Source organism: Schaalia odontolytica (assembly GCF_009730335.1).
GTDB classification, from domain to species: domain Bacteria; phylum Actinomycetota; class Actinomycetes; order Actinomycetales; family Actinomycetaceae; genus Pauljensenia; species Pauljensenia dentiphila.
In genome coordinates this window covers 492,831-514,755 of sequence record NZ_CP046315.1, presented here as the reverse complement: position 1 = coordinate 514,755, position 21,925 = coordinate 492,831, and the positions used below count along the sequence as shown (strand labels likewise).

The 21,925-nt window shown below is 64.6% G+C and carries 12 protein-coding genes, 3 tRNA genes and 1 CRISPR repeat array; of the genes, 4 read left to right on the top strand and 11 right to left on the bottom strand.

Annotation, left to right across the window (positions count from 1 at the left end; translation table 11 throughout):
- Window positions 1–77: 77 nt before the first annotated feature.
- Window positions 78–3,209, bottom strand: coding sequence for a mechanosensitive ion channel domain-containing protein (locus FOC40_RS02250; RefSeq protein ID WP_155844108.1), 3,132 nt, complete (start codon window positions 3,207–3,209; stop codon window positions 78–80).
- Between the two features lie 163 nt (window positions 3,210–3,372).
- On the opposite strand from FOC40_RS02250, the gene FOC40_RS02245 reads away from it, so the two are divergent.
- The 3 genes from FOC40_RS02245 (at window position 3,373) to FOC40_RS02235 (ending at window position 3,674) form a co-directional block, all read left to right on the top strand.
- Window positions 3,373–3,448 (top strand) — tRNA-Glu (locus FOC40_RS02245).
- 49 nt (window positions 3,449–3,497) lie between these two features.
- Window positions 3,498–3,571 (top strand) — tRNA-Asp (locus FOC40_RS02240).
- 27 nt (window positions 3,572–3,598) lie between these two features.
- A tRNA-Phe gene (locus tag FOC40_RS02235) sits at window positions 3,599–3,674 on the top strand.
- A 781-nt stretch (window positions 3,675–4,455) separates the two neighbouring features.
- On the opposite strand, the gene FOC40_RS02230 is transcribed toward FOC40_RS02235, so the two are convergent.
- From FOC40_RS02230 to FOC40_RS02185, 10 genes are all read right to left on the bottom strand, one after another.
- A complete protein-coding gene (locus tag FOC40_RS02230; RefSeq protein WP_039929644.1) occupies window positions 4,456–4,686 on the bottom strand; it encodes a hypothetical protein in 231 nt (76 codons plus the stop codon).
- Entirely contained in the window at window positions 4,683–4,865 is a 183-nt protein-coding gene (locus FOC40_RS02225) for a hypothetical protein (RefSeq protein WP_039929645.1), read from the bottom strand. Before FOC40_RS02225 ends, FOC40_RS02230 begins: the two co-directional genes overlap by 4 nt.
- Before the next feature lie 312 nt (window positions 4,866–5,177).
- Window positions 5,178–10,512: direct repeats of the CRISPR family, unit length 28 nt; unit sequence GGCTCATCCCCGCTCACGCGGGGAAAAC.
- 18 nt (window positions 10,513–10,530) lie between these two features.
- Window positions 10,531–10,887, bottom strand: a complete 357-nt coding sequence (gene cas2e / locus FOC40_RS02220) for a type I-E CRISPR-associated endoribonuclease Cas2e (protein WP_419555131.1) — start codon at window positions 10,885–10,887, stop codon at window positions 10,531–10,533.
- Between the two features lie 44 nt (window positions 10,888–10,931).
- Entirely contained in the window at window positions 10,932–11,894 is a 963-nt protein-coding gene (cas1e, locus tag FOC40_RS02215; RefSeq protein WP_004565436.1) for a type I-E CRISPR-associated endonuclease Cas1e, read from the bottom strand.
- Window positions 11,891–12,640 (bottom strand): type I-E CRISPR-associated protein Cas6/Cse3/CasE, encoded by a 750-nt coding sequence (gene cas6e / locus FOC40_RS02210; protein ID WP_004565438.1) that lies wholly within the window; start codon window positions 12,638–12,640, stop codon window positions 11,891–11,893. Before cas6e ends, cas1e begins: the two co-directional genes overlap by 4 nt.
- Window positions 12,640–13,368, bottom strand: coding sequence for a type I-E CRISPR-associated protein Cas5/CasD (gene cas5e / locus FOC40_RS02205; protein ID WP_004565439.1), 729 nt, complete (start codon window positions 13,366–13,368; stop codon window positions 12,640–12,642). Before cas5e ends, cas6e begins: the two co-directional genes overlap by 1 nt.
- A complete protein-coding gene (gene cas7e, locus FOC40_RS02200; protein ID WP_004565440.1) occupies window positions 13,365–14,489 on the bottom strand; it encodes a type I-E CRISPR-associated protein Cas7/Cse4/CasC in 1,125 nt (374 codons plus the stop codon). Before cas7e ends, cas5e begins: the two co-directional genes overlap by 4 nt.
- Before the next feature lie 45 nt (window positions 14,490–14,534).
- The gene (gene casB / locus FOC40_RS02195; protein WP_231126048.1) at window positions 14,535–15,185 is read right to left on the bottom strand and encodes a type I-E CRISPR-associated protein Cse2/CasB; all 651 of its coding nucleotides are present in this window, start codon (window positions 15,183–15,185) and stop codon (window positions 14,535–14,537) included.
- A complete protein-coding gene (gene casA, locus FOC40_RS02190; RefSeq protein WP_004565441.1) occupies window positions 15,182–16,852 on the bottom strand; it encodes a type I-E CRISPR-associated protein Cse1/CasA in 1,671 nt (556 codons plus the stop codon). Before casA ends, casB begins: the two co-directional genes overlap by 4 nt.
- The gene (locus FOC40_RS02185; protein WP_004565442.1) at window positions 16,849–19,734 is read right to left on the bottom strand and encodes a CRISPR-associated helicase/endonuclease Cas3; all 2,886 of its coding nucleotides are present in this window, start codon (window positions 19,732–19,734) and stop codon (window positions 16,849–16,851) included. The genes casA and FOC40_RS02185 overlap by 4 nt, the downstream gene beginning before the upstream one ends.
- Window positions 19,735–20,236: 502 nt before the next feature.
- Between FOC40_RS02185 and FOC40_RS02180 the strand changes: the two genes are divergently transcribed.
- On the top strand, window positions 20,237–21,922 hold the full coding sequence (locus FOC40_RS02180; RefSeq protein WP_155844107.1) for an ATP-binding cassette domain-containing protein: 1,686 nt from the start codon (window positions 20,237–20,239) through the stop codon (window positions 21,920–21,922).
- The last annotated feature ends 3 nt before the right edge of the window (window positions 21,923–21,925 follow it).

The window sequence follows — 21,925 nt, the reverse complement described above, 5'->3', positions numbered from 1 at the left end:
GTGTGCACGGGCCCGGGCGGTCCGTTTTCCTCGCGCTGACCTCATTGACGAGGCCGGGGCCCGTTCACCTATCCCCATCACTCATTGGTGGAGGGCCCTGCATTGGAGGTCTTCTTTGCTGCTGCCTTCTTGGGAGCCGCCTTCTTGGCGGCACCCTTCTTGGCGGCGGGCTTCTTCGCGGTGGCCTTCTTGGTGGCTGCCTTCTTCGTGGGAGCCTTCTTCGCGCCGGTCTTGGTGGAGGCCGTCTTCTTGGCGGGCTCCTTGTTCCTCGGGGCTTCCTCTTCCGCCGCAGAGACGTCTGTCGCGGCGGCCTCCGCAGCCTTCGCGGCCTCAGAAGCCGGCTCGGCGATGTCCGCAGCGAGCATCACGAGGGTCTCGTCCACGGGCTCGTCGACCGAGGGCAGGACCTGCGTGGCGTCCGAGTCGAGCGCGCCAGCCTCTGCTGCCTCCACGGGATCCATGACGGCGGTCTCGTCGGCAGTGGGTCCGTCGGCGGCGTCGTTCTCCGCAGCCTTGGCCTCGCGCGCCTCAACCTCGGGGGCCACGTCCTCCGCGGGCGCGCTCTCGGGCGCCGCGGCTTCATCGGTCGCGGCCTTTTCGGCCACCGCAGACTCAGCGTTTTCGGGCTTGGGTTCCGGGGGCTCGATGGCCGGGATCTGGCCGGTGACGGCGCGCAGGACGTTAGCCTCGGCGCCGGTGGGGGCAACGGCGGGGAAGAAGTCCATGATGGACACGCGCGCGTGCTTCACCGTGGGCGTGGGGCGGGTTTCCGCGTCGAGGCGGGCCTCTTCGGCGACCGCGTACCAGCCGGGGTGGACGGCGGGCTCGTCGGCCTCGTCCTCGGGCGCGCGCGATGCGGCCATCTCGGCAGGGGTCGGCGCGGGCGGCGGCACGAGCGCCGGCGCGATCGCCTGGACTGTGTCGGTCATGACGGGTCGGCCCGTGCGCACGGGCGGGGGCACCTGCACGGGATGTTTCACGGATGTTTCACGCGCGGGGATCGGCGTCGTCTCCTGCTCGTCCGCGGACAGTTCGACGTCCGACGAGGCCTGGGCCTCCTCCTCGTCGCCCGTTTCCTCGGGTGCGTCGGGGGCGGGTGCGCCCTCAGGTTCAGCGTCCTCGACGGGGGCGCTGCCCTCCTGCGAATCGACGGCGCGCGAGTCGCCGGAATCGGCGGATGCGCCAGCATCGGTGGCAGCGTCGGCGGGGGCCTCACCCTGCGCGGGAGCAGCTTGCACGTCGGTGGCCTGTTCCTCAGCGGAAGAGCCATCGGCGGACTGCGCGTCGGCCTCAGGCTTTACGCCCTCGGTCTGGTCGTCAGCGATTTCGGATCCAGCGGCAGCAGATTCGGCGGCCGCATAATTAGCGGCCACATCCTGAGCAGCGTCGGGCTCCTCGTTGTCGGGCGCCTCATTGCCAGCAACCACCGGCTCAACGCCAACGGCCGCCAGGGCAAGGGTTGCCGCGGGGTCGAGAGCATCGGCTTCGCGGCGCTTGTGGGCCTCGCGGCGCTCCTGGGCGCGGCGGGCCTCGGCCTCGCGCTCGGCGTAGACCTCTTCACCCGGGCCCGTGAGGGCGGCGGCGCGTTCCTCGGCCTCGGCGGAGCCCGAGAAGAAGCGTTCGCCTCGGCCGATGGAGGTTGTGGTGAGGGTCTGAGTGAGCTGCGGGTTCGCGTTGCCGGCGGCCTCGATGATCTTGCGGAGCGCGCTCTTGGAGATCACCTGGGTTTCGTCGCGGGAGGTGCTGGGGCCGCCCTCGGCGAGTTCGCGCTGGCGGTCGGCCATGGCGCGGCGGCGGGCGCGCTTGGCCTTGCGGCGGGCGGCGACCATGCGCGCGGCGTGGGCGGGGTCCTTCGGGGCGGCAGCCGTGGCGGCGGACGCGGAGATCGCGGAGGCGGCGCCACCCGTCGCGGCGCCGGACTGCTCGCCGGCCGACGCGGGCGTACCCGCGTGGGAAGCCGACGTGCCCGTGGCGGCCACGGCCTCGTTCGTGCCGGAGATCCCGGCGAGCTCGGCGGCCAGGCGCGCGATGCGTTCGCGGCTCATGTCCTGCTCGACGGTGACGGTCTGGCGCGGCTCGATGCGCTGGGCGGGGCGCGCCCACGGCTCTTCGGTGACGATCCACGAGATGAGCTGCTCGCGCATGTAGGCGCGCAGGTCGGAGAGGTGACCGGAGTTCTTCGCGGAGACGAGGACGCGCACGGTGACCGTGTACTCGTCGGAGTCCGTGATCTGCACGCCCCACGTGCGACCATCCCACAGGTCGGTGGCGGTCAGGAGCTGCTCGACCTTGGCGCGGATGAGGGTCATGGGCGCGGACCAGTCGAGCTTGAGCTCGACGGTGCCGAGCTGGGCGGCGGCGCGGCGCGTCCAGTTCTCGAAGGGCGTCTGCGTGAAGTAGCGCGACGGGATGATGAGGCGGCGCTCGTCCCAGATGCGCACGACCACGTAGGAGAGCGTGATTTCCTCGACGGAGCCGGTTTCCTTCTTCTCGCCGGCGACGACGACGTCGCCCACGCGGATCGCGTCGGTAAAGGCTAGCTGCAGGCCAGCGAACACGTTGCCGAGGGTCTGCTGGGCGGCGAGACCGAAGATCACCGAGATCACGCCGGCGGAGGCCAGGACGGTGGTCATGGCCTGGCGGGCGACCTCGAAGGTGCTGATGATGGCGACCACGCCCACGACGACGACGATCGACTGGGTGAGGCGGCGCAGCACCTGGGCCTGGGTCTCAAAGCGACGCGAGCGTCCCTGGTCAGAATCCTGGCGGGCCTTGGCGGCGTCCTCGAAGACCCACGCGGCGGCGTACGCCATCCAGGTCAGGCAGGCGAGGGCGACGATGAGCAGCACGTGCATGAGGAACGTCGTGATCGACGTGCCGTTCCAGTCGGACAGGTGGGGGTTGACCAGGGCGATGCCGAGTCCCGCCCACGCTCCCCAGGCCGCGAACGTGAAGTGGCCCGGGCGGCGCACGCGCGCCAGGATCGACGAGGCCGTGGCTGCCTTTGCGAGGGCCTTACGCAAGAGGGCGGAGAGGAGGACCGAGACGACGACACCCACGAAGGCACCGATAATCGGGCCGAGAATCAGGAGGGTGAGGTCGATGGTCGTGGTTACGGCGGCCTCCGCTCCTGATTGCGCGTCTGCGGCCGCCCGCGTCAGGGCGTCCGAAACCTGGGCGAGGGCACCGAGTGCTGGTGTCATAGTCATGCATCAAGCCTAGGTCGGACAGCTGATGAAATCCTGGGAATTCCGCACAATTGCAACGTTTTTCGGTAATGTGTTAGCTGTCACTTAATTTCGTTTTGACGTGCCGCGCGCGTTCTGCCTAAACTATCTCCCGTCTTCGGACGCCAGTTCGACGGCCAAGCAGGCCCCCATCGTCTAGCGGCCTAGGACACCGCCCTTTCACGGCGGCGACACGGGTTCGAATCCCGTTGGGGGTACCACCGGTCGCAATCGTGATTGGAACAATTCAATAGGTCTTACCTGTTGTAAGGCCCCGTAGCGCAGTTGGTTAGCGCGCCGCCCTGTCACGGCGGAGGTCGCGGGTTCAAGTCCCGTCGGGGTCGCCGACCAGACCTTTTGGTTCAGGTCTTGGCTCTGTAGCTCAGTTGGTAGAGCGTTCGACTGAAAATCGAAAGGTCACCGGATCGACGCCGGTCGGAGCCACCAGCAAGCCCCCGAAGCTTTTGCTTCGGGGTTTTTGTTTTGCCCATGAGCTTCGCCTGGGACAGGGGCCGGTTGGAGGAATGCGCACCCGACAGCTCCGCACACGCGCGACCAACACGCGCCACCAGACAAATTTCGCATGCAATTCCCCCACAGCACGAATCGGCCCAACCCCAAAAATAGCAGAATATCAACGATTAGATTGCATAATTTGAAATATGCTCACGGGAATTGCATGCGAAATTTCTGGAGACCACGAGACCTGCCGCCACAGCCTCACCACCACCCAACAGGCGGAATTGCACCATTAGGAGCACGACACGCCGGCGACACGCCGACAGCCAGCTCCTAATGCTGCAAAACCCTACCCACCACCAGTCATCAACAGGTCACGCTCCATGATCCCGACAGCAAGGCGGAACGCGCGGCCTACACCACTAGCAGAACTGAGCGAAAAGGTGATGCCAGACAATTTCCTGCCCAACAAGAGCCGCGACCTCTGATCACGAGGTCGGGGCTGAGTCTTACGCGAACGCGCCCACGCGAGGCTCGAGACTCCGGGAGAGTGAGGTGGAGACCGGCGGCGAGCGGTCGCGTGGGCGCATCCATTTACACAGGATGTTTCACAGGAGTGAGAGATAGAGAGCTCCTGAGGAACAGTGACGAGCGCAACAGGCATTGACTGTGTGCGTGCGCGTTTGGATGACCATTTTTCGACGAACGTGTGCGCGACTGTTTGCGCCTGCCCAAGCACCGCCGAAAGGACTTCTACCCTTCGTCAGAGTCATCTTGCGGCGGGCCAGGGCTTGAGGACGAGTTGTTCCTCGTCCCAGTCGTCGTCGTGGATGTAGGCGCCGTCGAGACACTCGACCATCTCGGAGGAGCGGGTGCAGGCTTCAACGGCCTCGAGGATGCCGAGCGCGATGAGAGTGCGACCGTCTGCATCGTCCAGGCGGTCCGTATCGACGACGAGGGTGACGTGGGCGAGGGCTTTGGAGAGGTGGAAGGGGTTCACGCGTATCTCCCAGATGTCGTTCCACCGGCAGACGTGAAGGGTGGGGTGGTTGCCTGCCACGTGGCGCCGGTGTCGACGTCCGTGAGTTCGAAGGAGATGTCGCGGATGCGGGCGCTCCAGTCGACGATGCAGAGCTCGCAGGTGCCCGAGGTGACGTCCTTGCGATACTCGCTGCCCACGTGCGTGATGTACGCGCGAATCCGCGTCTGAGCCGCCCCGCGCGCGCCCTGCTACGTCGCCGTTGCCTCGCTTGCGTCCTGCTGCATCTCCGTCGCCTCACCAGCACCCAAGTCCGTCACCTGTGCCTCGTTCATATCCTTATTTCTCCTTCATCCGTGTGTTAGGTAGCCGAGCAGGATACGGCAGAGATACTAGGAAGCGCAAGGCTCGTTGTCGTTTATTCCGGTGGGTATGCACACCAACGGCGCACTGGAGAACCCCGCGGTAGCGGGGAATACGTGTACCACAGGGACTGGTGTTTGATACCCAGTGGTTCATCCCCGCGCGGGCGGGGAAAACATGAGGAGCCACTTATCCCCGCCGCTCTTCTTCGGCTCATCCCCGCGCGGGCGGGGAAAACGCCGGCACAACCCATCGACCACCGCCGTTGTCGGGCTCATCCCCGCTCACGCGAGGAAAACGTTACATGATCCTGACCACCAGTCGGCCAGTACGGCTCATCCCCACTCACGCGGGGAAAACGGGAGCAGCTTCGCCATCATTCCCGGTTCGTACGGCTCATCCCCGCTCACTCGGGGAAAACCTGCGGGTCGCCGTTGAGCGCCGCGCCAAGTCCGGCTCATCCCCGCTCACGCGGGGAAAACGCCCATAACCGGGGTATCCCCCAGCCTGACACAGGCTCATCCCTGCTCACGCGGGGAAAACTTCCCTAAGCCGTTTAAGAAGCCGCCCATGGTGGGTTCATCCCCACTCACGCGGGGAAAACCCTGTGCGATCGGCTCGGGGCTGGCGTGTCGGGGGCTAATCCCCGCTCACACGGGGAAAACCTTGTGCCCGTGCGAACAGGGTCGGCATGTGCGGGCTAATCCCCGCTCACGCGGGGAGAACACGTAGGGCACGCCAATGGCCTTGCGGGCGGCGGGCTCATCCCCGCTCACGCGGGGAAAACGAGGAGCTCACGCTCCTGGCTGACAGCACCCGGGGCTCATCCCCGCTCACGCGGGGAAAACGTTGCACTCACGGAGGGCGTGGGCCCGGCCATGGGCTCATCCCCACTCACACGGGGAAAACTAGGCTACCAGCCCACTCATACGCTTGGTGCCGGGCTCATCCCCGCTCAGGTGGGAAAACGGTGTTTCGACCGCGAGCTCACGCCAGTCGTCCAGCTCACCCCCGCACACGCGGGGAAAACTGCTTAACCCCGTCGATGGTGATCGGACCATACGGCTCATGCCCGCTCACGCGGGGAAGACGCTGAGCTGGGCTTTACCAAGGTAGGCGGCTCGGGATCATTCCCGCTCACGCGGGGAAAACACCTTCATCGTCACCCCCTGGCGTCAAGGCGAGGGCTCATCCCCGCTCACGCGGGGAAAACCCGCTCGTCGGGCTGGCACTCCTTGAACGGCCGGGCTCATCCTCGCTCACACGGGGAAAACTACACGACAGGGACAACCACCGGAATCGTGCACGGCTCATCCCCGCTCACGCGAGGAAAACGTCATGATCCTGGTCCTGAACTGCCTTGTGGCCGGCTCATCCCCGCTCACGCGAGGAAAACATCGCATAATCCTGCCCACCGATCGGCCAGTACGGCCCATCCCCGCTCACGCAGGGAAAACATGTTGCCGGCGTAAGACGTGGGGCCGGGGGCAGGCTCATCCCCGCTCACGCGGGGAAAACATCCACGGCCTCGAGGGCGCTCGTCGGGGTGTCGGCTCATCCCCGCTCACGCGGGGAAAACGTGGGCAGGAGAGCGGTTGCTACTTCGTGGAGGGGCTCATCCCCGCTCACGCGGGGAGAACCTGGTTGAGGAGGTTCCCGATGACGGGCAGGACGGCTCATCCCCGCTCACACGGGGAAAACGAGGCCTTGGCCGCGTCAGATGCGACCGACAAGGGCTCATCCCCGCTCACGCGGGGAAAACATGTTGCCGGCGTAAGACGTGGGGCCGGGGGCAGGCTCATCCCCGCTCACGCGGGGAAAACATCCACGGCCTCGAGGGCGCTCGTCGGGGTGTCGGCTCATCCCCGCTCACGCGGGGAAAACGTGGGCAGGAGAGCGGTTGCTACTTCGTGGAGGGGCTCATCCCCGCTCACGCGGGGAAAACGGTATCGCGAACGTGACGCAGCTGCGGGCACGCGGCTCATCCCCGCTCACGCGGGGAAAACGACTTCGATAAGCGACGGCTGACGTGGAGCGGCGGCTCATCCCCGCTCACGCGGGGAAAACGTCGGCGGCGTCTTTGAGCCAGTCCCAGCCGCCCGGCTCATCCCCGCTCACGCGGGGAAAACATCTGATTAAGAAGAAGGGCACCACGATCTGGCGGCTCATCCCCGCTCACGCGGGGAAAACGCACTCCGTCACGAAGGGACCGAGATCGTCGGCGGCTCATCCCCGCTCACGCGGGGAAAACGCACTCCGTCACGAAGGGACCGAGATCGTCGGCGGCTCATCCCCGCTCACGCGGGGAAAACCTGTCCACGTACCAGGCGTGCGTGGGCCGCGCCGACTCATCCCCGCTCACGCGGGGAAAACCATCCATTCGACGAATCGCGCGGATAGCTGCGGGACTCATCCCCGCTCACGCGGGGAAAACGGGGAGGTTGGCCTCGAACCAGGCGGCAGCGGCGGCTCATCCCCGCTCACGCGGGGAAAACTTTTGTCCCGATCCGTCGATGAGCGCCGAGAGCGGCTCATCCCCGCTCACGCGGGGAAAACCGTCAACACCATCACGAGCGCCCGCGCGATCGAGGCTCATCCCCGCTCACGCGGGGAAAACGACAACCCGGCCCTGTTGGTAGGTAAATGCGGGGGCTCATCCCCGCTCACGCGGGGAAAACCTCCACGCGCAGATCCCCGCCGATTACCAGCCCGGCTCATCCCCGCTCACGCGGGGAAAACTTGCCGTTGTCCTGCGAGCCGCCCATCGACGTGGGCTCATCCCCGCTCACGCGGGGAAAACGACAGGCGTTCGTCCAGGCGCGCGTAGACGCGCGGCTCATCCCCGCTCACGCGGGGAAAACAAGTAACCAACAACACACAACCAAGTTATTGACGGCTCATCCCCGCTCACGCGGGGAAAACGATGAGTTGGCGTCCTGCTTCGCCGATGTCGCCGGCTCATCCCCGCTCACGCGGGGAAAACAGACGGCGACGTGATGATGTGCGCGATCGTCGGGGCTCATCCCCGCTCACGCGGGGAAAACGCACTCACCCCACGTAAATAACCCCCGAATCTAGGCTCATCCCCGCTCACGCGGGGAAAACGCGGGGATGCGCCAGCCGGCGCGGCCTTTCTCGGGCTCATCCCCGCTCACGCGGGGAAAACCCTGCGAGCTGATCGATGCTCGTGCCGCCGTTCGGCTCATCCCCGCTCACGCGGGGAAAACATCGACGGTTATAACCCTGACCACCTGGAAACGGGCTCATCCCCGCTCACGCGGGGAAAACTCAGAGAGTGAGAAATCGACGTGCCCGTTGAGCGGCTCATCCCCGCTCACGCGGGGAAAACGTCATCTGCGCGAGCTCACGGTTGAGGGCTTCCGGCTCATCCCCGCTCACGCGGGGAAAACGCGTTGTACGCGGCGAGCGCCAATTCAACGCGGGGCTCATCCCCGCTCACGCGGGGAAAACCCACCGAGGCGTCCGTCACCATCGACGGTGTACGGCTCATCCCCGCTCACGCGGGGAAAACGTCGGTGATCGCTTTCTGGAAGGCTTCGGCTTCGGCTCATCCCCGCTCACGCGGGGAAAACGGTCGCCCTCGTCGTCGAGCCATGCGGCGGCGAGGCTCATCCCCGCTCACGCGGGGAAAACGCGGCGCGCGACGACGATCGGCTCCCAGGCGGGGGCTCATCCCCGCTCACGCGGGGAAAACAAGAGCATCTCCTCAGCCTGCAGGTCAGCTGGGGGCTCATCCCCGCTCACGCGGGGAAAACGGTCGCCCTCGTCGTCGAGCCATGCGGCGGCGAGGCTCATCCCCGCTCACGCGGGGAAAACGCGGCGCGCGACGACGATCGGCTCCCAGGCGGGGGCTCATCCCCGCTCACGCGGGGAAAACAAGAGCATCTCCTCAGCCTGCAGGTCAGCTGGGGGCTCATCCCCGCTCACGCGGGGAAAACCAGCGGGGTCTTGATGCCTCGCTGCGTGCTGGCGGCTCATCCCCGCTCACGCGGGGAAAACGCGACGGGCGTGCGGCGCATTTCTGCGACCCACGGCTCATCCCCGCTCACGCGGGGAAAACCATATGATGTCGACGGGTTCGACGTCATCCCAGGGCTCATCCCCGCTCACGCGGGGAAAACGAGGGAGCTCATGCGGCGCACGCCATTGGCGGGGGCTCATCCCCGCTCACGCGGGGAAAACTGTCCCAGAACGAGCCGGGGTCGAAGGAGACGAGGCTCATCCCCGCTCACGCGGGGAAAACTGGTCGATGATTTCGCCCAGCGAATCCGTTAGCGGCTCATCCCCGCTCACGCGGGGAAAACGAAACCGAGGCAGGCATCGAGGTCGCCGCGCGAGGCTCATCCCCGCTCACGCGGGGAAAACCAATGAATGAGCTTTGCCTTGGTTGCGCGGTCCGGCTCATCCCCGCTCACGCGGGGAAAACGGAGCCGAGAAGCCCTGAGAGAAGAGGAAAACCGGCTCATCCCCGCTCACGCGGGGAAAACCAGCGGGGTCTTGATGCCTCGCTGCGTGCTGGCGGCTCATCCCCGCTCACGCGGGGAAAACGCGACGGGCGTGCGGCGCATTTCTGCGACCCACGGCTCATCCCCGCTCACGCGGGGAAAACCATATGATGTCGACGGGTTCGACGTCATCCCAGGGCTCATCCCCGCTCACGCGGGGAAAACGAGGGAGCTCATGCGGCGCACGCCATTGGCGGGGGCTCATCCCCGCTCACGCGGGGAAAACTGTCCCAGAACGAGCCGGGGTCGAAGGAGACGAGGCTCATCCCCGCTCACGCGGGGAAAACTGGTCGATGATTTCGCCCAGCGAATCCGTTAGCGGCTCATCCCCGCTCACGCGGGGAAAACGAAACCGAGGCAGGCATCGAGGTCGCCGCGCGAGGCTCATCCCCGCTCACGCGGGGAAAACCAATGAATGAGCTTTGCCTTGGTTGCGCGGTCCGGCTCATCCCCGCTCACGCGGGGAAAACGGAGCCGAGAAGCCCTGAGAGAAGAGGAAAACCGGCTCATCCCCGCTCACGCGGGGAAAACCGCTGGCCACGTAGTGCGCCGATGTGTTCCCATGGCTCATCCCCGCTCACGCGGGGAAAACGTGTGGGCGGCGTGATGCCCGCTGGGATCGGGGGGCTCATCCCCGCTCACGCGGGGAAAACTCCCGGTTTCGGGACATACTTGTGTTGTCCCGAGGCTCATCCCCGCTCACGCGGGGAAAACGGCGAGCGGCGGGACGCGGCTAGGTCGATCGGCGGCTCATCCCCGCTCACGCGGGGAAAACACGGTTCGCCTCGACGACGGCTGCGCGATCGAAGGCTCATCCCCGCTCACGCGGGGAAAACATCCCCGCACACTTCCTTCCTTCCACACTTCCGGGCTCATCCCCGCTCACGCGGGGAAAACCTTGTACTTGGCGGGGATGAGCATCTCGGTCACGGCTCATCCCCGCTCACGCGGGGAAAACACTTTCTGACCTGCGTTTTTATCGCGCAGATCGGTCAGATCTTGGAAAGCCTTGAGCTTTGCGCCTCTTCTGAAAGTTACTCATCGCAGGACGCTTACGCAACTGACGCGCCGCAGGATCAGGTTCGGAGTATTGGCCTCGTCCCTCGGAGTAGTAGGGACGCATCATGAGCGTCAGCCCATCGAAGTCGACGGGCTTCCAGGGGTCTCCCCACGTCAAGAACTCCAGGCCCTGTTCGTTGCGCGCCCGATAGACCATGACGGCACGCCCAGTCTTCATGTTCTCGGTGACAATATCCCACAAGCGTTCACGAACCCGTGCGGACAGCGTCCCCACGAATACCCCCGGGGAGATTTCCATCAACCACCGAGTCACGTGCCCTCGCAAACCTTCAGGCACTGCGGACAGCACGAGGACGATCACCAGGATCCACTCTCCTCATACAACACCCCAGCAGCGACCGCGCCCTCGCGGTCATCCCACAACCGCAGATCAGCGACAATCAGATCGTCATCATCCTCAACACTCAAGGCACCCGACACCAACAGCAGCCCCTTGATGTCCGCAACACACCGCTCGAGCAAACGAAACTCTCGCACAGCATCGCGGACGGCCTTACGAGCGGCACTGCCCACGGCCTCGTCAGTCGGAGAAGCCGCGACATCAAAAGCGATCGGAATAGTGAGATCAGCCTTGTACAGGTCGGCGATGTCGTACACAAACGATCTATAAGTCCCATTGTGGACGAAACCCAGCCCAGGACTACATCCCAGTGCAACGATCACCGCGTGAACGATCCCGTAGATCGCCGAATTCGCAGCCGAGAGAGCCTGGTTCACAACCGTACCATCCTCATAGTTCTCGGGATCGTACTCGCGCCGATCCCAGGGCACCCCCGTACGCTGCGAGTGTTCCCGGTACAAGCGACGCACCCGAGCACCCTCGCGTCCCCTCAACTGCTGAAGACTCAGTTTCGACACGTCCTCACCTGCGAAGCGCATCAAGTACATGTTGCGCGCGACAGTCAGCCGCATCGACGGATCACTCACCGCGCGAGCCTGCGCCTCCAACAACCTCGAGGAACGCGAGGGCGGTGAGCCGTGCGCGTAGTAGCGCACCCCATTCTCGCCAACCCACACGATGGTCGATCCGCTCTCGGAGAGGACAGACACCGCCGAGTGAGTGATCCGAACCCCGGGTCCCAGCAGCAGCACCGACAGCGCTGCCGCTGGGACGTGGGCGATTCCATGACCATCAGCCACAGTGATCGCGTTCGAGTCACGATTGATCGTGCACCGCTCGACGTAGAGGAACGTCAACCGGTCTCGAACACGGACCAGATCCTTCGGTTCTGGCGGCTTCGCCCCGGGGATCGGTCTCATGGCCGAGCCAAAGTCATCAAGCCGCAGCCGTAGGCCTTCCCTCGGCCGATTCCGTGAGTAAGGACTCTGCGCAGAGCATCAGGGTCTGTCACCTCAAGGACACCCTCGAAGGTGGCGACCCCAAGGGTCACGCGACGCTCCCCACGCTTAAACTCAGCGATACTGCGTTCAACACCGTTGATCAGCAGATTCGCTCCGTCGACGCGTTGCCCGTCGCTGTCCTCGAGAACCGGTAGTTCGCCACCAAGCTCAGCGGAGGTGAGCACCCTGAACCCGCATTTCTCAGCGCGTTCGAGGACCCACTGCGTCTGCTGATCCTGCGTGACGTGTGCGAGAACCTTCTTGCGTCCCCGTGCATTGACCTGGCTGCCCTCCCGGAACGTCGGATTGACGCAGAGGCGGAAACCCCACCGCTGCCCAGCCCACAGCCCCTCAAGGAAACTACTCATGTCGCGGATGACTACCCCGCCCTCGGTCGCGTAACCAGCCTCTTCGACGATATGCGAGGGATCCGGAGCAACCGGGCTCGATATGTAGAGAGAACACGAGGGACTCCCCTGACGAGGAGCAGCTCCCCGAACGGCCGGCGGACGGTCCAGCCGCCAGAGAACCCGCGGTGCGCCGGGATCATCCAGCACGCTCGGAGGGAAGCAATTCAGCACAGCCGCGTGCAGCGTCTGCCGGCTGCGCATGAGCTGCTTCGCCCCACGACGGTGCGGGTTGAGGTAGATGCGTGTCAGATACATCAGAGCACCTCCATCGGATCATGCACGAGGCCGGGGTGGGCCTGCAGCTTCGTCTCCACGTACTGCGGATTCTCCAGGTCGATATATGTCTCCTCAACGGTACGCAGGGTGTATTTGCGATTCTCCGAGTCGAAACTGATCGGCATATCCTGAAGCGTCTGCTGGGCGACTTTCTCCACCTCGGGAGGAATAATTCCCAGATCCGCGACGACTCGCATCCGGACAAAATGATCGTGACGCTGCTTCTTCTGGTAGTAGGTCGAGGCCATCCACGGAGTTTCGCGCACGGCGTCCCAGGCGTTGCCCTCCCGGACAGCGAGACGTAGCGGCAAGGTCGGAGGGCACGAACGTCTGCCGAGGTACAGCGGGAACACTGGGCGAACAATTGCCTGCGCAAGCGCATCAATCATGTCGTCGGGCCCCTCGATGAAGGCTCCGAACGCAGCATCCGCCCGGTAGAAACGGTGGGACAAGGGCATCGACGTATCGCCCCTGTGCGCCGTATGGAAGTCGTGGAGCAACTGCCCCGGTTGATCAACTCGGACGGCAAGGCTCAGCTCAGCGAGGTCCTCGATCGGATCACTGCGCCTGCGCCCCTGTGCCGCACCGAGCAGACCGACCAGCGCACTTTTCGTGGGAAAAGCCTCCGTCGACCTTCGCGTGAATCGGCTGTCCGCGCCCCACGATTGCATGGGACCCGCCAGCCTCAAGACGAGCACCGCACTCATCGCGTGCCTCGCACCGCTTCCGCTGCGGTTTCACCGAGAGACGCCAGGCGCACCTGCTTGCCAAGCTCCGAGAAGCTCTCGCCACGAGGCGTCGTCCACGACACGAGAGACTCGACAGCCTCCAGACCCGTGAGCTCACGCAGCTGCGACTCAAACTCAACGAATCGCGCAATGGCAAGCTCGGCGAAGCCGTGCTGACCGGCGATAATCGGTTCCTCAAAAGCGCCACTCATGTTGATCGGCTGGTCATCACGGACCTGAACCAGAACAGCCTCAGGCAGCGTGCGATTCGCGAAAGTCGTGACCTTTCCGGTCGGCATCGAGCGGACGAAGCTATCCACGAAGAGTTCGACGGCTCGATCCGCAACCGCATCGTCGCCCAGGTTTTCGCGCAGCAGGTCTACGTTAATCGTCGCGTAGCGGTACACCGTCGCGGACGCGAACTCGATCGTGCCGATCATTCCCGCACCCTCGTCGGCCTCGTCGCTACGCTTCTTCGCGTCGTCGACGGCCGTGTAGTAGTCGTACTCGCGCTCAACAGCGCCGACACCAATCGCGTGGGCAACCTGGCATGCGGCATCGACGTTCAAAGCATTCGGTTCGGCGACCATACGCCCGAACAGAGCGATATCGATCGAGTGATCCGTATCCACGAGGCTACGCGGCTTCAATTCCTTGAATGCTGCCGCGGGATCGTCCTCATGAGCGACCGAAATCAACGCGTCCGAAACATGCTCGATCTGCTTGGCCGACAGGAAGACGAGGAATCCAGATTCCTTCAACTCCTTGTCGCTCTTATTTCCACGCGGCTCAGCAAGTTTAAATCCGATGGCTTTTAGCCCCATCTCAGCGAGCTCAATCGATGCGGCCGCCAGGTCGGGACGCTTCTCGGTTATCGTTCGCGCAACCAGCTCGACGATCTTCTTCGTGCGTACACCATAGTTTCCGTCGGCGATCTTTCCCTCGAAGTCCTGACGCGTCGCACGCTTGATGGCCTGCGACGAAATGCGCATACGCTGGACTCCACCGAAAGTCGCACTCTTGGGCGCGCCGGTGTCGTCCCTATTCGGGTTCGAGGGAGGGAGGGTCTGCAGGACGTGGATATCAACGAAGACGGACATTGTCTTTCCTTTCACAAATGAAGCGATTGATTGTGGTGTCCGACGTCAGTCGTCGGAATCGGTTTCGGTGTGGATGGTTTCAGCGGGGCGAGCGAACTGACGCCCCCAGTTGCGCATGACGGACGTGCGGTCACGCGGATCCTGCCACGTGAAGAGGTCGGCTGCCAGCTGCGCGTAATCACAGGGAATTTCGGCGGCTTCGAGCTGAGAGATGAGCGAACGCAGATGCACAAGAAGTCCCTCGAACGTCGGCGCTTGAACGGCCGCTGAAAAACGCCGATAAATCGGAGTCTCCTCAGCCCGCTTGTCGCCGCTCTGTCCCTCGGCCACAACTCGGACTGCGGACGCGAAGCTGCGCGGACGGTCCGACGTGTCGTGCATGGGTCTCGAATTTGAGCCCTGATGGAGGGCCCAGAGAGTGAGAGCTCCGTGAACGGCCTTCTCGCCTCTGGTCGGCTCATCGCCCAGATAACCAGGGCGGTCATCGAGCGTCAGGTCCCACAGCTCGGGCACTGATCCCGCTTCCTGTGAAAGCGCTCCCCTCAGCTGCGCGCGAAGGGCACGGGCCGAAGGAGTCTTGTTCCAGAGCCGAGTCACAATCAGCCCACCGACACGTCCGTACACTGCACGCCGTGTTGACAAACCTTTCGCACCGCCATCCGGAGGGGTCTCCGGAGCAGCATCATTGCTGGTCATTTCGTTCCTTCCTGATTGGTGTTCTGTACCGGGAGACGCTTGTTGAGAGCCGACCGGAAGTAGTTCTCGGCAATACCGACGTTCATGTATCCCCTGCCGGTATCCCGACCGACAATTGCCGACGATGACGCACTCCTGACGAGTTCGGTCTGGATTCCCAAAGCGTGCTGCCTCAAGATACACTCCCACCGACACCCAACATCCCGTGCGCTTTCGTGCCCATCGACCTGGGTCAGCCATGCCCTAAAATCGTTGTCGACAGCGGAGAAGAAGAGTTCCTTAGCGCGGTATCGAGCCCCATCACCGGCACCGTCACCGCTCTCGCCTGCGGCACGCGCGAGGTTCGCCGCAAGAGTTCCCACATCCCTGGCAACCTCTTCTGTCAGACGAACCTCACGGTCGATCTGGGCGGACAGGTCCTCGCGTTCGACTCGCATGACGGCAACCGACAACGTCAGCTCGTCCGAGTAGATATCCTCGAACGTCGCTTCCTGCGGACCGTACGTAACGCCAACAGCCTGAATCCTCATCACCTTGGGATAGCTGGTCTGGATCGAGGCATTGTCGAGCTGGTAGTGAAAGGACAGCGTCGCGGAGGGGAGGAACTCACGCTTGGGCTGCTTATCCACGCCCTGCACGGTTGTCACGGTGGGCAGGGTGCCGGGAAGGTTACGCCACAGCGCGCGGCCCGCCTCGAATTTACGAGGCATGTATACGTCGGTCTTAAACTTCTTCGATTGCGGGGTTGAGTACCTCCACAGGCTCTGAGGCTCATAGAGTCGCATCTCCTGGGGGGCGAGTTTATCACCCTGTGCCAAAACAACGCCCGTCACGCCGGACGAGTCGCCAACCAACCTGATGCGGCGAGAGTGCCAGGTGAGAAGTCGAGGGATACTCAGCTCCTTCGGAGTACCCGCGGGGTCGAGGAGGGAGTAGTCACCGCGAACGGAGGTTTCCGGTTCGGGATCCTCCCAGCTGCATGCTCCCCAGTCGGTCGAGCTGTCGACGCCACGCAACTCCGCGGTGGTCGCAGGGATCAGGTTGAGGACGAGCGTCTCGTCGAGGTCCTTTCCTTTGAGCCACACGAGTCCGAGGTGTCCGCACCACGCTGGGCCAATGGGATAGCCTTTCCCTCCCTTGACCTGGGAATCACCGACTGCTCCCGAACGGATGCCCGAGGGGTCATACGCCTGCGCGTGAACTAACCAGCGCGCAGCTTCGGAGGCTGGTATGCACGCCAGGGCGCGACCGTGACGGGTCGTGAAAAACTGCTCACCGTTAGGAACATCGGCAATCAGCTTCTCCAGTCCAGACACAGCATCCTTCGCTGTGCGCAGATCAGCCACCTGCATAAACGGGAAGCGGCCGCCGAAGAGGTAGAAACGATCCCTCCATCGTTCGAGGTACTCGATCATCTGCTCCGTGGGCGCACCCTCGTCCCACTGCCTGACCCAGTCACGCGTATCGCGCGGAGTGGCCACGCGATACATGATTGCCAGGATCAGTCGCTGAATCGCGATGCTCTGCGTGGGTAGCTCGCACGCTAGGTCCGCGATGTCGGTCGTGCGCCGGAGTAGCTCCAGCAGGCCGACATCGGTGATGGTCCCATCGACGAGCCGCACGGGTATCCACGGCTCATCGAGTAGGTTGTACTCAGGGTTCTTCATTGGCCCTGCACCTCCATTCCTCTTTCGAGAGAGTATGTGAATGTGTGTCCGCACAGGTCGCGCGTGAGGCGCTCCCCGTCGGGAGTTTTGTACATCGCGAGGATCAGTTCCCCCGCCAGGAACGGATGCTCGCGACACGACCATTCCGTCGTGATGGGATCATCCCAGATAGCACCTGCAACTGCGTCCACCGCCTCGTCGATGCTCTGCCCGCGAGCGCGCAATGCCCACGGCGGCAGTGAGATGCTCCACGAGCAGATGTCGGCGATACGCCCTCGTGCGTTGTATTCACCGACTGCGAGAGGCGTGTCACCTTCTGGCGCCCCGCTGATGGGAGGAGCCATTGGTACGTTGCCCAGCTCGGGGTCGAGGGCGACAACGAGGACGGGGATCTGGTCTTCTCCATCGCGCACGGCAGCGCGGGCAGCTGCGACTCCCGGTCCCTTTGATTCGTCACCGGTCGTGGCATTGCCGAGGAATTTTTCTTCGAGTTCGAGGGACTGCCAGGAGGGTGTGTTCTCTTCGCCGAGACACCAGGTGGTCGCCTTCGCTTGCGCTTGGGCGCGTGCTTTATCTCGCTCTTCCAACGCCGCATCGAAGGCCTCGCGCCACGGCGTGGGACCGACCTGCGTATCATCGTCATACGCCAGAGTTGTCAATTCCGCGTAGTCCCGCGGTTCACGGACGAGTATTTCTCCGCGACCAGCGATGATCCCCAGGGTCCGCAGGACGGCGTAGCGCGCGTACACGTAGTCGGTGCCACGAGAGTATGCCCAGGGATCGGAAGTCATGTCTTCAATAATCAAGAGGCACCTGGCACCACGAAGCCCACTTGGCCGCTCGGCTCTGTCGTGCCTGTGAAGCCGCCCGATACGCTGCAGCACGAGGTCCATGGGCGCGGGGTCGGTGAGCATTAGATCGAAGTCGACGTCAAGGCTTTGCTCGATCACCTGCGTTGCCACGACAACGTGCCTGAAGGGGCGTTGCTGACTATCTTTCCCGAAAAGTTCGAGCATGCGGCGATCGCGGGCGGCACGTTCGGCGGCCAGGAAACGCGAGTGCAACAGGGTCGACTGCTCACGACCAAACACGGACCTCACAGCCTCGTATGTTTCCTGGGCCTCACGGACCGTATTGCGGATGACGACTGCGCATCCACCGTAGGCGAGCTCGCGGTCCAGAAGCTCCGCGATCTCCAGCGGCGAGCCGAGCGAGGTCGGGATGATCCGCTTGGGGACCTCAGCCTCACCAACAATTTCATGAACACGCACGCCTGCGGCGGAGACCGTTGAAATAGCCGGATAGCCGATCATGACATCGACCGACTCAGCGCTCACGCCCGACGAACCACGGCCGCGGCGATACGCGTTCAGGAGAGCAAGACGCCGCGCGGGCGGCAGGGTAGCCGACAGCAGCACGACGGGGATCCCGTACATACCGAGCCATGTGAGGGCGGCTTCCAGGTACGTCTCCATGTATTCGTCGGCGGCGTGCACCTCGTCGATGACGACGACCTTGCCCATGAGCCCGAGGTGACGCACCAGCACGTGACGCGACTTCAGGGCTGCGAGCAACACCTGGTCGATCGTGCCAACCACAACCGGCGACAGCGTCGAGCGCCACCGCTGACCCATCCATCGGCTCGCATATAGACCGAGGTCTTCCTCATCATCATGCACCTCAAGGGGGCTCTTGCCGCGCGCGAGGAGCTTCACGAAGGACTCATTGAGGCTGTTTTTTCCGTGCGCGAGCTGGATGCCAAGCTTCTGCGGTTCATCGCCCAGAATGCTCGTCAGCCAGGCGGTGACGCGCTCAAACATCGCGTTCGTCGTGGCCTGCGTGGGCAGCGCAACAAACACCCCCTGCAGCCCCCGAGCGCGCATGAGAACCTCGGCGGCCGCGAAGGCTAGCTCAGTCTTCCCGGACCCCGGCGGAGCCTCGACGATCATGAGATCCGGGTCCTCGTGTGTTGCAATCTCAATGGCGGCGCGCTGGGCCTCGGTCGGACAGTACGAGGCCGGCCACCCGAAACGGTGACGGTAGAAGTCTGTGACCTCATCGCTCGGCGTTGTAGGAATACGCAGAGGGGTTGGGAAGGCCGCTCGCTTCCATGCGCGCCGGACACGATCGCGCTGCTGATTCGCAGTGAGCTCGGGGTACCCATCGATCGACAGCTTTCCAGCCTCATCGACCGGTCGAGGTCGAAGCTGGAAGTAATCCTCGTTGGAAGCGAGCCAGTCTGCGATCACGAGGGCCGAGGCATAGGCGGATGCCACTGCGATGGGCAGCTCCGGCAGGGCAGTTCCGGGTGCAACGAGCGGGAAACCGCTGCGCGCAGCCATCCATCGAAGAATCTCCGAGCGAACCTGACCCCAACGGGGATCATCCTCACGCGAACCTTCTTGCGTCTTGTACTGCTGTCGTGCGACATACACGGCACCTGCGTCCGGGTATCGACCGTGGTGCACCCCAACGAGGATCGCCCATTGGAGAGCCCGGGATCCATCACCGCCACCCGCAGCTATTTCCTCCTGAAGCGCAAACTGACTGACGAGGCCATGGGGAAGGAAGGAACGTTCAGCGTAGTCGGCTTTGCGCATGACGACCAGCCCCTCGCTGCGGATCAGCTGAGCCAGATCTTGGCGCTGGCATGCGAACTGGGGACTCACTTTGCCCGCATCGTGCACCCCTGCGAGGAACACAAACGAGGCCCGAGCCTTGGCGCGATCTCCTCCCCAGACCGAGGCCATGAGCCTGCGATGATGCTCGCTCAGGTAGTCATCGAAGAGGAATCCAGCAACGTCAGCGGCATCCATCAGATGCTGGACGACGGATAGCCAGCTGCCGGAGTCTCCACTCTTCGCCCAGAAACTCCTGGCCATTTCGGAGAGATCAGCAGCACCGAGGCCAGGCTGGGCGGCAGGGAAAACTGGGGGTTCCGCAGTTGCTGGCGTCGATAACGAAACTCTCTGCCTGTCTTTTCGGGCCATTTCCTCTTCCTTGAGTCGAAACCATCCTCTGAGTACGGCATGCGCACTAGCATGAGCTCATGCGGTTACTCTGAAAATGTTGAGCCCGACAGCACCAGCGGAGCTGTCACCACCCCCTCGGAGGTGATGGAGTAACCATAACAGAAGAAATTCTATTATACAATACACGTTCTCGATATTGCAGACAGGATTTCATTCACCCGTCTTCAAATAGAAAAATCCCCGCTTTCGCGGGGAATACGTCCTCCTGATGCACTACACGGGATCATCCCCTGTCGGGGAACACCGCGACCGCGGTCGCGTCGAGCACTCGCAGGACCTCACAAACGTATCACCCCACCCACTTCCGCGTGCCATTACGACACAATCGACACGATCCTGAAACAATGGGGGCATGTCGAATGACCCGCGTGAAAACCTGCATGGCTCGGACAGCCAGGAGCTGGCCGACGTGACGGCCGACGCCGCGCGCGCCGGCGCCGAGCGAGCCGCCTCGACCCCCGCCCACACCTCCGACGAGGCGCCCGCCCCACGCAGCGCCCTCTCGTCGTTCGAGGAGATCCTCAGCGGCACCACCCACGAGGCCGACGCCCCCACCGCCGACACCCCCGCAGAGACGCTCGCCGACGACGGCGCGCAGGACCTGCAGGAGCCCCTCGCGTCCTCCACTCCCCTCGTCACAACCGACGAGGCCGAGGCCTCCCCCGCCGCGCTCACCACCGACGCGGCGGCAGCAGCACAGACCACAGCGGAGACCGCCAGCGACATCGCGCCCGAGACCGCGACCCCGCAGGCCGATCCCGAGCAGCCTGCCCAGGAGCTCACGCCCGCCAACAGCACCAACACCACGGGCAACACCGCATCAACGAACGTCAACAACGCCATCGCCGCCCCCGTGCACCTGCCGCCCGCCGAGCCTCGCCCCTGGTACCGCTCGCGTCGTTCTTTCTCCGCGAAGGGCAGCGGCGGCCGCGTCCAGGTCGCCGGCCTGGGCCTGACCTACACGGACCATGTGACCGGCGCGGTCCTCCTGGCGAACATCGACCTGGGCTTCCGCGCCCGCTCGCTGAGCGCGATCCTGGACCCGACGGGCCGCCGCGCCCGCGCTCTCTTCCTGATCCTCGCGGGCCTCGAGGAGCCGCAGGCCGGCCGCATCGTGGCCGCCCCCTCGCGCTCGCTGGCCGCGCGCCTCGCCGGCCGCATCGGCTCGGTCGCGCTGATCCGCGCGGACTCCCCGCTCGACGAGTCCCTGACGATCCGCCAGAACATCCTCGCGCCCCTGTCCGCGACGGGCTCCGTCGCCGACTGGGATAACCTCGTGGGCGCCCTGCAGATCACGGGCCTCGCCCAGCGCGTCGAGGTCCACCCCTCCGAGCTCTCCGAGTGGGAGCGCTTCAAGGCCCTCATCGCCCGCGCGATCGTGTCCGGCGCCGAGGTCTTCCTCATCGAAGACCCGGTCTCCCTGCCCGCCGCTGCGCGCGAAGAACTCGGCCCCCTCCTGCGTTCCCTCGCGGACGCGGGCTGCGCGGTCGTCATCGCGACCCCGAACGCCGAGGTCGCGGCTGCCTCCGACCGCGCAATCCTCCTGACGAACGGCCGGGTCGCGCTCGACGCACCCAACCCCTCGGCCGCGATCATCGCCGCCTCCCTGGAAGCCAACCCCGAGGACCCGAAGGCCCTCCTCGGCCCGATCCCCTCGGCGCTGCCCGCCTCCTTCGACGAGGTCATCTCCCCCACCGGGTCCGCCTCGGCCCCCGCGTGGCACCCACTCGGCACCTCCGACGAGGCCGGGGCGCAGACCTCGGACGCTCAGCAGGCCTCCGAACCCGAGGAAACCGACCCGGCCGAGGCCGCCCTCGACGCGGCGACCACCCGCGTGGAGGCCGCCCCCGCCCAAACAACCCAGTCGACCGAGGTCCCCCAGGCCTCGCCCGAACCCCGCACCGAGACCGCGATGCGCGGCATCCCCGTCGTCGAAGCTGAGGACCCGGCCCTGGCCGAGCCCGAGGTCTCCGACCTGGTCGTGCGCGCCCGCAAGATCCTCTCCGACCTGCCCGGCTCGATCGCCCCGCAGGAGTAACGT

Coding starts and splice junctions, on each gene's coding strand:
- FOC40_RS02250 (WP_155844108.1), bottom strand. CDS start 3,209: ATGACTATGACACCAGCACTCGGTGCCCTCGCCCAGGTTTCGGACGCC.
- FOC40_RS02185 (WP_004565442.1), bottom strand. CDS start 19,734: ATGGCCAGGAGTTTCTGGGCGAAGAGTGGAGACTCCGGCAGCTGGCTA.
- cas5e (WP_004565439.1), bottom strand. CDS start 13,368: ATGAGTGCGGTGCTCGTCTTGAGGCTGGCGGGTCCCATGCAATCGTGG.
- casA (WP_004565441.1), bottom strand. CDS start 16,852: ATGAAGAACCCTGAGTACAACCTACTCGATGAGCCGTGGATACCCGTG.
- cas7e (WP_004565440.1), bottom strand. CDS start 14,489: ATGTCCGTCTTCGTTGATATCCACGTCCTGCAGACCCTCCCTCCCTCG.
- FOC40_RS02180 (WP_155844107.1), top strand. CDS start 20,237: ATGTCGAATGACCCGCGTGAAAACCTGCATGGCTCGGACAGCCAGGAG.
- casB (WP_231126048.1), bottom strand. CDS start 15,185: ATGACCAGCAATGATGCTGCTCCGGAGACCCCTCCGGATGGCGGTGCG.
- cas6e (WP_004565438.1), bottom strand. CDS start 12,640: ATGTATCTGACACGCATCTACCTCAACCCGCACCGTCGTGGGGCGAAG.
- cas1e (WP_004565436.1), bottom strand. CDS start 11,894: ATGAGACCGATCCCCGGGGCGAAGCCGCCAGAACCGAAGGATCTGGTC.